This window comes from Paenibacillus xylanivorans, assembly GCF_001280595.1.
In the GTDB taxonomy this organism is placed as follows: domain Bacteria; phylum Bacillota; class Bacilli; order Paenibacillales; family Paenibacillaceae; genus Paenibacillus; species Paenibacillus xylanivorans.
In genome coordinates this window covers 394666-408787 of the sequence record NZ_LITU01000059.1, presented here as the reverse complement: position 1 = coordinate 408787, position 14122 = coordinate 394666, and the positions used below count along the sequence as shown (strand labels likewise).

The following is a 14122-nucleotide window of genomic DNA, read 5'->3' as shown; positions in this document are numbered from 1 at the left end:
TTATCGGTACAAGTTCGTGTCCCGAGCCTTGAAACAAGTTATGCCGAGGGAAAGGACTTGTACCGATTATCGTTTAGGCAAGTATCTAATTAATTTTAGTCCACTATTTCATAAAGCTAACGGGCGGGTTAAATGGAATATTGTAAGTAAACGGAGTTCGGCGTTGCGGGCTGGTATGCAACCTTTTCAATAGCATTGATTGAAATGATTGTCTGAGTATCTGTATTCCGAATTAACCTGAAACCGTAAAAAATCTTGTGAATAAAGCCCTTTTGCAGATTTGAATTTATCCTCATGGACGTCATCTTCTCCGGACTCAGCTACCTAAAGAACAGTTAAATTCTTATTTTCTTATTGTTTTACTAGGGAATATAAAGTATTTTTTAATAGGGTATTACCTTAAATGTTTATATTATTACTTCTTTATGGATCGGTTCTAATATGCTGGAAGTGGTTATGCGGTAAGGGAGAATTCAGAATGAAAATAAAAATAAGAATAAGACATAAGCTAGTGTTGTTTGTATTGATCGGTGTTCTACTGACGAGTGGCATCAGCCTTTTATACGTACAAAATATGCATAAGTTATATGAACAGATTGTCTATGAACAAACAAGTGAGAAGCTGTACTTGTATTCAGAGCGAATTGAGGACAAGCTAGCAGCCATTGATCGTATGACACAATCGATAGCAAGTGACGCTGACATTCAACATGGGTTAGAGAAGATAAAGCAGAACAAGAATAGTCGCGAAACCTATTATGCGATTCGTGCAATGGAAGAGAAGCTGTTATCGTACCGTTTTTTTAATTATCCGATCCGCTCTGTAGCGATTATTGATTATTGGGGCAATGATTACTGGCTGGGCACAACTAAGGATGAGACTGCACCAGCTTATAGTAAGCAATTTATTGCAATGGCCGCTCAGAAAGAAGGGGGAAGTCTGTGGAAGGGTGGGGAAAGAGATTCCAAGATTTTTACTTCCCTAAGGGAAATAAGAGCAGTGAAGAGTATGGATTTTCCATCATTAGGGACGTTAATTGTTCGAGTGAATGCGAGTGATTTGATTGAATCCATAGGTTCTAATCACCCATCTTCCAATAATAAATTGCTCATCTATGAAGATCATACTCCAATCTATTGGAATGATGAGCAGTGGAGAGATAAGCCTATGCCAAGCTCTTTAATACAGAATGAACGATCAGGTGAACGCTATGAGATGATCACGTTAAATCATCACAAGTACTTGAGTACCTTATCTACAATGAGCTTTACAGGTTGGACATTAGTGAACCTTGTACCATACGAATCGTTATTTCAGCAAGCCATTCTGATGAAGAAAATCTTACTGCTTTTATATACTTTTATTCTAGTCTCACTTGTGTGGATAGGCTTAATTTTTGCTAGAAGCATTACACGTCCTTTGGAGACGCTGGCTTTTCGGATGAGCAAGGTAGAGCAAGGAGATTTTGTCACTTATCGAGAAGAGCCTGTGAGAAATGGGGATGAGATCGGATGGTTAACGAATAGCTTTGATAAAATGACAGTTTCATTAGACCGCTTAATTAAGGATAACTACATCAAGCAAATCCATATCAAGGAGTCTCAGTATGAAGCGCTGAAGGCGAAGCTGAATCCTCATTTTCTCTACAATACGCTTGATTCTATTAACTGGCTAGCACGCAGACAGGGACAAGAGCGCATCTCTAGTATGGTCAAAGCTCTGGGTGATATGTTGCGAAGTACAACAAGTAGAAAGGAAATGACCATGTTACAGGAAGAAATACAGCATGTAAATAACTATTTACTCATTCAGAAATATCGATTTGAAGAACGGCTGCAATGTGAAATCAATATCCCTGATGAATTAAACAGATGTTATATTCCTGCAATCATCCTCCAGCCTATTGTTGAAAATGCTATTAAGTACGGTATTGATGAATTGACAGGGGAATGTCACATTACGATTAGTGGAGAACGTTTTGGCGAGCAATTAGATATTTGGATTGCGGATCAAGGTCCAGGGATGGACACACATTATTTAGAGCAAGACTCAGGAGATGGAATTGGACTAAGAAGCATTCATGAACGTTTGCGATTACTGTATGGAGAGCCATATGGTATTGGAATTTTGGAAGGCATAGATCAAGGAACCATTATTCGGATTCGAATTCCTGTTTTATTGAAAGAGGGAGTAAGTTATGTCTAGTTATCGGGTATTAATCGTCGATGATGAACGAATGGCAAGAGAAGGTATTGCAGAAGCCATAGACTGGATTACCCTTGGTATGGAGTTGGTAGGGACAGCTATCAATGGACAGCAGGCATTAGAGAAGATTCAAGAGCTTCAGCCGGATGTAGTCATTACGGATATTAAAATGCCTATTATTGACGGTCTTCAATTAATTGAGCAGGGCTCAAAGATTTCTTCTCAGATAATATTTATTGTATTATCAGGATTTGGAGAATTTGAGCTAGCTACTCAGGCGATGCGTTTTGGGGTGCGACGGTATTTATTAAAGCCAAGTGATGAGCATGAGATTACTGAAGCTTTGCATTGGTCTAAGGTTGAGGTAGATGCAATTCGCAGTAATTTTGCGAAAAATAGACAGCCCATTGCTTCAATTACGCCCCAAAGTCAAGGGATCATTTCTTCCTCTATACCTAGCGATTTGCTGCAGGCGATTGTTGATGCTGATGAAGCCCAATTAATGAAGATATCGCGATTATGGATCGAGCAATTATTAAGCGAGGGGGTATCATTACAAGCCATCCAAGACAATAATAATCATGTCCTGTCCTATATCCGCAATCAGTTGAAATCAGAATATGGCATTAGTACAGCACCTGCAGTTGTAGAGAGTCAAGATATACAAGCGTTCCAGAAGGAGTTAGGCGAGCTGTATACAAGCTATCATTATCGTAAGACTGATAAGAAGGCGATGCTGGTTATAAAAATAAAGCAATTAACCATCCAGCATATTCAGAGTAGACGGCTTTCTTTGCAATGGCTAGCTCAGCATTATTTATTTCTTAACTCCGAATATTTAGGCAAGCTGTTTCGACAAGACACAGGAGAGAAGTATACCCAGTTCTTGACCTCTGTTCGCATGAAAAAGGCGAAGGAGCTATTGCTTTCACATCCTACAATGAAAATTTATGAAGTAGCTGAACAGTGTGGATTTGAGCAAGATCCACAGTATTTTTCCAATGTATTCAAGAAATTTTATGGGTTTACACCTAATGAATATCGTAAACAGCATTGGGAGAACAACTAACTAGTACGGTTTTTTACAATAAAAAACTCGGATTTTTTATATTCAAATTTTAAGGAAATAACATTACTATTAAACAAAGTAAACCAATGAGGATTATTAGAAAGGCAGTTGTTAATGATGACATACTCTGATTCTTCAGATCGTTTTATACGAAATGAGCGGGAAGCGAAAATTGCAGCAAGAGCAGATCAGCTAGCAGGGATTTTTGCAGAGCGAGCTCCTAAGCATGATCTTGAAGGAACATTTCCCTTTGAGAATTTTAATGAGTTAAGAGGTAGCGGATACCTTGCTCTTACCGTACCAAAGCAATATGGAGGAGAGGAAGCATCAATTTATGAACTGGTTCTTTCTCAAGAGCGACTGGCAAGAGGAGACGGCTCCACTGCACTAGCAATCGGGTGGCATATTGGTTTATTGAAGCAGCTTCATCTATCAGGAGCAATTCCAGAAGAACTTTTTAGTGAGCTATGTCTTGAGGTTGTACATGATGGGCTAGTATTGAACGAACTGGTAAGTGAGCGAGCAATGGGTAGCCCGACTCGTGGTGGAAAACCTGAAACAAAAGCAGTTAAAGTTGAGGGTGGCTGGCTGATAACGGGTCAGAAATCGTACTGTACGTTAAGTCCGATTCTTAACAAGTTTATTGTTGCGGCTACGATGTCGGATACCGATACTGTAGGATCATTTATCGTAGAAGCTGGCGATGGCGTCAAAGTGCTGGAGACATGGAATACGATGGGAATGCGTTCAACAGGCAGTCATGATATTGCCATGAATGAGGTATTTGTTCCAGATCGATATCACATCCGTGGTAAAGCAAGTGACCAGCTGCGCAAACCAGTCCCCACAGACGGTAACATGCTTCATATTCCTGCGTGTTATCTTGGAATTGCACATGGTGCCAGGGATTTCGCCCTTTCTTTTGCTGCTAAACATCAGCCTAATTCATTACAAGTTCCAATTGCTGACTTGCCAAATATTAAGCGTTTAATTGGAGAAATTGAACTTGATTTAATTACAGCAAGAACCTTCCTTTATGATACTGCAGATCGTTGGGATAAGGAAACGGGTAATCGCGAAAATTTGAAGATTGAGCTAGGTGTTGCCAAGCATCTTGCTACCAATGCGGCACTACGTGTTGTTGATCACGCGATGAGAATTGTAGGCGGCTTGAGCCTTTCTAAGGCTTTCCCGCTTGAGCGTATGTATCGCGATGTTCGTGCAGGGCTTCATAATCCGCCAATGGACGATGTTGTCATTACGAATCTGGCTAATCGCGCATTAGGGAAATAATCTCTAAATGGTACATAAAAAGAAGTAGTTAGGGGAGAAAGAGATGAAAAGAAGTGCAAAGCTAGCTGTTACAGCTATGTTATTAATGTCCATAATTCTGACGGCATGCGGGAAGGAAAACGTAGCAGATAACGGAAATTCAAGCAAGAGCGATGTTGTTAAAATCGAGTTTTTCCAGCAGCAGGGTGAGGAAGCCATTCAAAATGCCTATCACGAAATTATTGCTGATTTTACAAAGGAATATCCGAATATTGCAATTAATATGAATACCGTGCCTGACCCAGTTAAAGTATTAACGTCTCGGTTTGCAACAAATGATATTCCACCACTATTTACTGATTATCCTACACAGCTTCAATTTAAGGAAAAAGTAAAAAATGGCTATATCGAAAACTTAAGCGATCAACCCTTTATTAAAGATGTTAACGAAACATATTTGGATATGACTGTAGCAGATGACGGTGGATACTACTCTTTGCCGTACGCTCGAAATTATATGGCAGTATACTATAATATCAATCTATTTGAACAAAATAACGTGAAAATCCCAACCACCTATGCTGAATTTATCGAAGCATGCAAATTGTTTCAAAGCAAAGGTATTACACCGCTCTATCTTCCATTGAAGGATGTAGGTCACATCTTCCAAGCTACGAACATTGCTTTTGCACCTGGTGGTGTTGAAGAGATGGTTAAAGTGGCTAAGGGTGAAGGTCAAGTGGAAGGCAATCCGCTATTCTTGGAATTTGCCAACAAGCTAAGAGAGTTAACGCAATATGCTAATAAGGATGCTTTTGGTGTGAGCGCTCAAATGATGCAAGAAGCATTTGCTAATGGTCAAGCCGCTATGATTATTTCTGGCTCATACGGTCGTGGGAATATTAAGGTTGCTAACCCTAATTTGAAATTCGGTGCGTTCCCTCTTCCGAATGATACTGTTGATACAACGACAGCTTTATCAGGTGTCAATGCTTCCCTGTCCATCTCTGCAAAAGCTAAGCCTGAGGAAAAAGAAGCTGCGCTTACCTTCTTAAAATATATAGCTCGACCAGAGGTTGCTCAGAAATGGTCTGATCTATCTGGCGAACCTTCCATTATTAATGGTACAAGCTATGGCGATCAATATTTACAGCCTATCCTTGATTTTATCGACAATGGTAGAGTTCATGACTGGATGTCTTCAACGCTTGAAAGTGCGATTGTAACGGAATTATATAGTACAACTCAAGGTTATCTCATTAATAACGAGACGCCTGAGCAATACCTGAAGAACATTGATGAAACAATCAAGCTTAACGCTGTTAAGTAAATAAAATAGCTTTGATCTGAGCGACAATTTGAGAATTCAAATTGTCGCTCCCTATTTACTAGCTCTACGTAACATTGAGATGAGGAAGGTGCAGCATGATAGGCAAATTTCTAGAACGCTCAACTTATTTCTTATTCACGGTTCCGGCTATCATTCTGTATACACTATTTTTCGCTTATGCAGTTATTGTAGGTATTCAATATAGCTTTACGGATTGGAATGGGATTAGTTCTAGCTATAATTATGTAGGGTTTAGTAACTATACGGAGCTATGGAACAACCCGAATTTTAGGCAATCATTATTAGTTACTGGAAAGTATGCGGTGATGCTTGTAGCAGGAGTAATGAGTCTGTCATTAATTCTAGCTTTAAGCTTAAACTCTCTTAAGAAGCTTCAAACCTTTACAAAGTCGATATATTTCCTACCGGCCATCATTAGTGCTGTAACCATTTCATTAATTTGGGACCAGGTATTTGTTCGAGTCATTCCTCCGATTGGTCAGAGCTTGAATATTATGGGATTATATCAAAGTCCTTTAGCCCATCCCAAGTATGCTTTAATTGCTGTTGTGATCGTTAATATTTGGCAGGCTGTGGCCTTGCCGACCCTTATCTTTATTGCAGGCTTACAATCTGTTCCCTCCGAGCTGTATGAAGCGGGTAGAATCGATGGGGCCAGCACCTTTAATCGTTTTCGTTATATCACATTTCCATTTCTAATTCCTACGATTACCGTAAATATGGTGCTTGCGATTAAATCAGGTATCACTTCCTTTGATTATGCCTATACGCTGACAGGTGGAGGTCCAGTGAAATCTACTAATGTTATTGGGATCATGATATACAATGATGCATTTCAGAATCTAAAGTTTGCGATGGCTAATGCGGAATCAGTTATATTGTTTATTATTATTGCAGTGTTATCCTTTATCCAAATTAAATTAACACGTAAAGGTGGTGTCCATTAAGTATGAATTTAGCGATACGAAAAGAAGGGCTTGGCTGGCGTATTCTCCGAAATATCATTTTACTTATTGGAATCATCATTATAATGGGGCCAATATATCTTGTCATAGTTAATTCCTTTAAGACATTAGAGGAGGCAGGCAAAGGTTTTTTCAGTTTTCCCAAAGCACTGAATTTTTCTAATTACTCAGAACTACTTTCTAAGGGGAATTACTGGAGAGTTGTATGGAATACGACCTTGATTACAATTGGATCTGTAATCATAGTTCTTGTTATTAATCCTACCGTTGCTTATGCTATTGCTCGTAATCGACATAAGAAATATTATAAATTTTTATATCTCTATATCCTGTTAGGATTGTTTGTACCATTTCAAGTGATTATGCTTCCTTTAACAAAAATTATGACCAATATTAATCTATTAAATCCTTTTGGACTCATTTTATTATATGGAGCGCTTAGCTTAACAAGAGGGGTATTCCTACTCGTCAACTATATTGAAGGAATGCCAACTGAAATTGAAGAGGCGGCAAGAATTGATGGCTGCAGCACTTTTAAAATCTATTATCTTATTACTTTACGTTTAATTATGCCGATGCTAGTTACGCTTGTCATTATGGATTCATTATGGTTCTGGAATGATTTTATGCTTCCACTACTAATTTTGAATAAAGCGAAGGAATTTTGGACACTCCCCTTATATCAATACAACTTCAAGACTGAATATTCCTTTAACTATACAATGGCCTTCACTTCTTATTTAATGGCGATGTTGCCTATTATTGTGATTTATGCAGCCGGCCAGAAGTACATAATCGCCGGGCTAACTGAAGGTGCAATTAAAGGATAATGAACAAGATAATCCAAGATCGGGGGGAAGTAAATGAGAGGTTTTGTTATTGAAGAACAGATTGAACAATGGATGGAGAAGCATAAGACAGAGCTATTAGAAGACATTGCTGGATTAATAAGTATTCCAAGTGTGGCAAGCTATGATCCATCCTCTCCTTATCCTTTTGGGGAGAAATGTGCAGAGGCTATTCAGTATATATTGGATTTAGGTCAACGATATGGATTGCAAACGTTTAATCGGGAGTATTATTGTGCAGAAATTCGTATGGGAGATGAGGCAAAGCGGTCTATTGGAATTTGGGGGCATGTCGATGTTGTTCCTGCAGGGGAGGGGTGGAGCTACCCCCCTTTTTTTTGTACACAAAAGGGCAATTTTCTCATAGGCAGAGGAGTGCAAGATAATAAAGGTGCAGTCATTGCTGTTCTTTATGCACTTAGATTTATTCAGGAACTGGGTATCCCCTTAAACTATCAGCTTCAGCATATTATCGGTAGTGGTGAGGAAATAGGGATGTTTGATGTTGCGTATTATCGTAAGCATTATCATGCCCCTGATTTTAATATTGTGGCGGATAGCGGATTTCCGGTCTGTTATGGAGAGAAGGGAATGCTCTCTGTTACCTTATGCTGTGATATTGCTGATTCGTCAATCCTTCGCATACAGGGGGGAGTGGTTTCTAATAGTGTACCTGGTTATGCTGAGCTTATTATACGACGTGATGAAGCAGCGACCGCCAAGCTAAGCCTTCTGCCATCTCATATTCAGTATAGTCAGACGGATGAAGAGATTACATTATTTGCAGTCGGCAAGTCCGGGCATGCCGCGTTTCCTCAAGGTACTAGTAATGCGATAGCGATCCTTCTTGAGCCATTGTTGCGGAGTACATGGTTTGAGGAGTCTACACACTACCAGCTTGAGAAAATTTATGATATTTGCAAGCATTATGATGGGCGGGCATTAGGGATACATTGTGAGGATAAGCTATCTGGAGCTTTAACATGTGTCGGAACTTTGTTACAAGGGCGGGATGGAAGACTGGAGATAGAGTTGAATATTCGCTACCCTATTCATCAGTCATCCAAGATGCTGCTGCAGCAGTTGCAGGAAAGCGGCTTTACCCTGACTAATGTTCATGACAGTGAGCCGAGTTATTATAATCCTGATACGCCAGAGGTTAAGTGTCTCATGCAAGTATATCAAGTCGTAACAGGAGAGCAAGCGGAGCCATTTGTAATGGGTGGAGGTACTTATGCCAGAAAGCTGCCTTATGCGGTAGGCTTTGGCCCTGGTTTGCCGACTGATGTGTCAGAGCTTGACTTGCCTCCTGGTCATGGTCAAATTCACGGCCCAGATGAGGTGCAGTCTATTCCTAATCTGATCACTGCATTAAAGATTTATATTGTAGCACTACTAGAGCTAAATGAGCTATAAATCAGCCTTATCGAGAAACTCCAGACAACAGTATCTTCGCTTTAGAAGCTTCTTCGCCGTGCCGATGGATGATCTCAGGTATTTACAAGTTTCCTTATTGCTGTGCTACAATGTACGGGGTAATGAGTGGAGGGTGCCTAGATGAAGCTTGTCAAAGTGAGTATTATAACAAAAATTATTGTTAGCTTGATCGTAGCGACAACTGTCCCATTCATTATTTCAAATTATTTGTCGTATCAGATTACAGGCAACTCAATCAAACGCCAGCTAGTTGAGCTGAATCAAAATTCTATGTCAATTACGATGTCAGCATTACAGTCTTATTTACATGAATTGTCACTACTAGGCTTGACGTACTTTTCTGATCCTGAGCTTGTTAGACTGTTGTCGGAAAAAAAACCTCAAAATCCTGCTGAAAGTGTCTATATTGAGCAAAGGCTTGAAAAAATATATGCGAATTATAGCGAGATAGGTGCAGTTTCTTACAAGAGCGCGCTAACAAACAAGCAGTTTAATATTCGAAATCATTATAATGAAATAGTGATTATTCCTGACTTTAATGATCATGAGATGTCGGATGCACATAGTGAGCTGAAGCAACCTTTTCAAGTTACACTTAATAATAGAGAGCCAAGATTGCGTATCAATAAGCCGTTCATAGATATTTATACTCGTGAAGTAATCGGTTTGACTACCTTTGATGTTAAACCATTACAAATCAAAAATTTTCTTACTTCCTTAACAACAAGTGAGCAAGGACCTGTATATTTATTTATCGGAAATAATCTCGAACTACTCTATACAACTGCAGATGAGATGGATTCGACATCCGAGCTAACACTCTCAAAAGGAGTTAAACAACCCACGCAACAGGAGACTGCACAAAAAACTAGAGAACCATGGCAGGTAGAACTTTATGAAAGGCTTCATGCACCCCAACTATCTACAGATAAAGGGGAGATTCAAACTACTGAAGGCAGTTATGTCTATTTTAACAAGACAGATGAAAATGGTTTAATCATGACAATAGTTAAGTTTATACCTCGCACACTTATTAATAAGGCACGTAATTCTGCACTTGGTAAAACTTTGTTAATTCAAGCAGTTTCGATTATTTTTATTTCCATTTTGGCGACTTTAATCTCTTATTACATGTTGCGTAGGATTAAAATAATGTTTCAGCACATTAAGCAATTGCAAATGGGTAACTTTCAACTAAAGAGAAGGCCTGTACAGAAGACACCGGATGAGTTAGATTTGTTGGAAATTAGATTGCATGAAATGGCTGGTGAGCTAGACGAGTTATGGAATAAGCAATATCGTCATCAGCTTGAGTTATCGCAAGCTCGTTTGAAAATGCTGCAAGCTCAAATCAATCCTCATTTTTTATATAACACGTTGCAATCGATTGCAACTTTAGCAATTAAATCTAAAGCTCACGACGTCAGTGATCGACTTGCTGACTTTGCAGCTATGTTTCGCTATTCTATGGATATTGAGAACGAGGAAGTTTCGCTGGAAGAAGAAATCGAACATATACAGCATTACATGGTACTTCAGCAAGGTCGCTATAAGCAAAGGCTTCAATTTGAGTTAGAGTATTCAAATGAAGCGAATTGTGTTCTTGTACCCAAAATGACTTTGCAGCCGCTTGTTGAGAATAGTATTATACATGGATTAGAACGAGGAAATGGTCAAATTCATATAGTGGTAAGCATTGTTTTGACTAAGCATTCATTGTTAATTGAGGTAATTGATAACGGAAAAGGCTTTACAGATCAGCAAATTGAACAGGTCAAAGCTGGTTACCTTGAGCAAGTTGTTGTATCGGAGAAGCGTGGAATTGGCTTGTCCAATGTATTGAAGCGATTAATGCTTTATTATGGAAACGGATTCACTTGGTCGATTTCTAGTAAGCCCTATAAAAAAACCATAGTAGCATTATCCTTGCCAATTGAATCATCAAGAGAGGGACAAGCAGATGAAGTTATTAATCGTAGATGATGAAGAGCATGTACGTGAAGGTGTTGAGCTATCGATTGATTGGCAACAGTATAAAATCAATCAAATCTTGATGGCTGAAAATGGATTAGAGGCATTGGAACTTGTACGGAAGCATATTCCCGAGTTAATAATTTGCGATATGAGCATGCACCTTATGGATGGCACAGAGTTTTTAGAGAAGCTTCGGGAGGAAGGCTGGGGCTCCAAAGTTATTGTGCTAAGCGGTTATCAAAAGTTCCATTACACTAGGGCGGCTCTGCTAGCTAACGGTGTGGATTACTTACTAAAACCATTTAAAATTCGTGATCTGGAAAAAGCTATTCAAAAAGCATGCAATCAAATAAAACAAGAGCAGGAAGTAAGGTTAAAGGAACTTAGCACTAATTTTCGTTTAAATGAAGTGAATAATCTTGTTATGGAGCAGCGATTTTCTCGCTTAATTGAGGAAGAACAGGTTTCTAAAGAAGAGCTTAATACTTTTCTTACTACCATTGGAATCAACCCTGATTATTTTTATGTAGTTTCTTTTTTACCCAGAAATAAAGATGCGATCGTAAAGAAACATTTTGCTCGAGACGAGCAACTGTTTAATTATTCGATGAAAAATATTGTTAAAGAGCTGGTTGAATCGCTGGGGAGTTGGTATGTACTTCAACATGAAGAATTTATCATTGTGTTTATAAGTTCCAATTATTTACTTGCAGATATAGAGATATCAGTAAAAAAAATACAGGATTCATGGAAAAGAACTTTGCGCCTATCTTCATTTTCTGGTTTCTATAAAATGAGCCTGACCGCTAGTAGACTTCAATTCGCTTTGTTTGAGGAAAAATCGATGATTCTTAATTGCAATATTTTTGATCATATTAAGAGTGGCCGAAAGTCATCAGCCATTAACTTTTTTATAGATAAGGAACGAGTTATTTTAGAAGCAATTCTCGCAAAAAACAAACAATATCTTCATGAATTGGTTGAGTCTTTTAAAATGGAGTTGGCTTCGTATGAGTTTGTAAGCATAAGAGAGCTCCAGCACTATACCGTAGAAATCAACCTTCTGCTCGTGCGAATTTATAGTCAAATTAACAGTGATAACTTTCATGAGACGATGCCGCTTTGGATATCACAACTGGAAGAATGGTCCTCAAAACTTAAACAAATTTTTAGTGATATGCTAGAATCAATCAACTACAGTAGGCTGGAAATAACTCATGTTCAGTCTATCGCTGCGGTAAGAAATTACATTAACGATCATATGAAGGAAGAGGTTACATTATCGGGTTTGGCAGAAATATTTCATTTTTCACCGCAATATCTGGCGAAAAAGTTTAAAGAAGAGTATGGCACAACGATTATGAATTATCTTACTCAGTTAAGGATAGAAAAAGCATTCTCATTGCTTGGTCATACCGAGTTATCCATTCAAGAGGTTGCGAGTGAAAGTGGCTTTGAAAATTTAAATTATTTCAGTAAAGTATTTAAAAAACATACTGGTATCACACCAAGCGCTTATCGAAAGAATTAAAAATGTAACATAGAACACATTCGTTTCCAGATTACTTCTGTCGAAAATATTGACGGCAGTTGTTGGAAATGAATGTGTTTTATTATTAATACTTTATGAAGCAATTCAGGTTCATAATTTACTCATTTAGGCGAATATTACACCTGTAATCGGTAATTTTTTATAGTTATAATCAAGCTTATGTTGTGAAATAAATTCCAAATACGTGATAGGGGGAAGAATTAATGAAGAGAAGATGGGGTCTTGTATTACTTACTACTATGCTTTTTATTTTTTTAACAGCATGTAGTAACAATACGGATGAAGGAACAGGTGATGGCAGAAATAATGTTGAGAAGCTTGCTAAAATTACTTTATTCCAAAGTAAAGTTGAAATTGCTGAGTCACTTGAGAACTTGGCATCTAAGTATAAAAAAGAAACAGGAAATGAAGTTGAGGTCTGGGGTTCCGCAGGTGATTCCTACATTACACAGTTACAAACAAAGTTAGCTGCTAATGAAGGTCCAACTATTTTTTCTGTGCAACAAGGTGTTGAAGCTGAAAAATTTGCATCATATTTCTATGACATGACGAATGAATCTTATGCTAAGTATATCGTTCCAAATATGGAACTGAAAATTGATGATAAAATTGTAGGTGTTCCAATTGGAATTGAAGGGTTCGGGCTCGTTTACAATAAAGACTTATATGATCCTTCAACTGTTAAAGATACAAAGTCATTGATACAAGCTCTTGAAAAATTCAATGCTGATGGTATTAATGGTTTGGGTCTGTCTCAAACAGCGTATTTCTTGATTGGACATATTATTAATACTCCCTTTGCATTGCAAGAAGATCCTGTAGCTTTCATTCAGAAAGTTAACAAAGGTGAAGTTGATTTGAAAGAAATACCAGAATTCCAGGAGTTCTCCGAATTGATGGAAGCTATTCGTGCTTATACTGTTAATCCACTTGAAGTAACGTATGACAGACAAATGGGTGACCTCGCAACAGGTAAAACAGCAATTGTACACCAAGGTAACTGGAGTTACAGTATGCTTGCTGACTATGGTGATATTAATATTAGTATGGCACCTGTTCCTATAGTTGGAAACGATAAATTGGAAGTGGGCATCCCATCTGGTTGGGTTATCAATAATAAAGCATCTCAAGAGCAAATTACAGCAGCTAATGCATTCTTAGAGTGGTTGTACACTAGCGAGACAGGTAAAAATACAATTCTTAATGATTTTGGTTTTGTTCCAGCGGTTACAACAATTGAACCAACTGGTTTAGATCCGTTATCACAGCAAGTATATGAAGCAGCACAATCTGGAAATATAATTCCTCGGGCTATGAATTATTTCCCACAAGGAATTATCATTAATGATCTAGCACCGCTAGCATCTGAATTCTTTCTTAATCCTTCAATGACCCCAGATCAATTCCTTGATAAACTTCGTGATGTTTGGTTGAAAGCTGCTAATTAA

10 protein-coding genes are annotated in these 14122 nt (G+C 38.3%); all 10 read left to right on the top strand.

Features of this window, described 5'->3' with window-relative positions:
* Positions 1-478: 478 nt before the first annotated feature.
* The 10 genes from AMS66_RS14800 (at position 479) to AMS66_RS14755 (ending at position 14122) form a co-directional block, all read left to right on the top strand.
* A complete protein-coding gene (locus tag AMS66_RS14800; RefSeq protein ID WP_053781507.1) occupies positions 479-2206 on the top strand; it encodes a cache domain-containing sensor histidine kinase in 1728 nt (575 codons plus the stop codon).
* Entirely contained in the window at positions 2199-3275 is a 1077-nt protein-coding gene (locus tag AMS66_RS14795; RefSeq protein ID WP_053781506.1) for a response regulator transcription factor, read from the top strand. The genes AMS66_RS14800 and AMS66_RS14795 overlap by 8 nt, the downstream gene beginning before the upstream one ends.
* 117 nt (positions 3276-3392) lie before the next feature.
* Complete coding sequence (locus tag AMS66_RS14790) at positions 3393-4568, top strand: acyl-CoA dehydrogenase family protein (protein ID WP_053781637.1); 1176 nt, start codon at positions 3393-3395, stop codon at positions 4566-4568.
* Positions 4569-4611: 43 nt separating this feature from the next.
* Positions 4612-5877, top strand: coding sequence for an ABC transporter substrate-binding protein (locus tag AMS66_RS14785; RefSeq protein ID WP_053781505.1), 1266 nt, complete (start codon positions 4612-4614; stop codon positions 5875-5877).
* 95 nt (positions 5878-5972) lie between these two features.
* Positions 5973-6845 carry a carbohydrate ABC transporter permease gene (locus tag AMS66_RS14780; RefSeq protein ID WP_053781504.1) on the top strand — a complete coding sequence of 291 codons (873 nt, stop codon included), beginning with the start codon at positions 5973-5975 and terminating at the stop codon, positions 6843-6845.
* A gap of 2 nt (positions 6846-6847) precedes the next feature.
* Positions 6848-7693, top strand: coding sequence for a carbohydrate ABC transporter permease (locus AMS66_RS14775; RefSeq protein ID WP_053781503.1), 846 nt, complete (start codon positions 6848-6850; stop codon positions 7691-7693).
* Between the two features lie 33 nt (positions 7694-7726).
* Positions 7727-9127: a Sapep family Mn(2+)-dependent dipeptidase gene (locus AMS66_RS14770; protein WP_082350701.1), complete on the top strand. Its 1401-nt coding sequence runs from the start codon at positions 7727-7729 to the stop codon at positions 9125-9127.
* 141 nt (positions 9128-9268) lie between these two features.
* The gene (locus tag AMS66_RS14765; protein ID WP_053781502.1) at positions 9269-11131 is read left to right on the top strand and encodes a sensor histidine kinase; all 1863 of its coding nucleotides are present in this window, start codon (positions 9269-9271) and stop codon (positions 11129-11131) included.
* On the top strand, positions 11109-12653 hold the full coding sequence (locus tag AMS66_RS14760) for a response regulator transcription factor (RefSeq protein WP_053781501.1): 1545 nt from the start codon (positions 11109-11111) through the stop codon (positions 12651-12653). Before AMS66_RS14765 ends, AMS66_RS14760 begins: the two co-directional genes overlap by 23 nt.
* 224 nt (positions 12654-12877) lie before the next feature.
* Entirely contained in the window at positions 12878-14122 is a 1245-nt protein-coding gene (locus AMS66_RS14755) for a sugar ABC transporter substrate-binding protein (protein WP_053781500.1), read from the top strand.

Bases quoted from the DNA above. Each gene is read 5' to 3' on its own strand.
- AMS66_RS14775 (WP_053781503.1), top strand. From the start codon at position 6,848: ATGAATTTAGCGATACGAAAAGAAGGGCTTGGCTGGCGTATTCTCCGA.
- AMS66_RS14790 (WP_053781637.1), top strand. From the start codon at position 3,393: ATGACATACTCTGATTCTTCAGATCGTTTTATACGAAATGAGCGGGAA.
- AMS66_RS14780 (WP_053781504.1), top strand. From the start codon at position 5,973: ATGATAGGCAAATTTCTAGAACGCTCAACTTATTTCTTATTCACGGTT.
- AMS66_RS14795 (WP_053781506.1), top strand. From the start codon at position 2,199: ATGTCTAGTTATCGGGTATTAATCGTCGATGATGAACGAATGGCAAGA.
- AMS66_RS14785 (WP_053781505.1), top strand. From the start codon at position 4,612: ATGAAAAGAAGTGCAAAGCTAGCTGTTACAGCTATGTTATTAATGTCC.
- AMS66_RS14800 (WP_053781507.1), top strand. From the start codon at position 479: ATGAAAATAAAAATAAGAATAAGACATAAGCTAGTGTTGTTTGTATTG.
- AMS66_RS14770 (WP_082350701.1), top strand. From the start codon at position 7,727: ATGAGAGGTTTTGTTATTGAAGAACAGATTGAACAATGGATGGAGAAG.
- AMS66_RS14765 (WP_053781502.1), top strand. From the start codon at position 9,269: ATGAAGCTTGTCAAAGTGAGTATTATAACAAAAATTATTGTTAGCTTG.
- AMS66_RS14755 (WP_053781500.1), top strand. From the start codon at position 12,878: ATGAAGAGAAGATGGGGTCTTGTATTACTTACTACTATGCTTTTTATT.
- AMS66_RS14760 (WP_053781501.1), top strand. From the start codon at position 11,109: ATGAAGTTATTAATCGTAGATGATGAAGAGCATGTACGTGAAGGTGTT.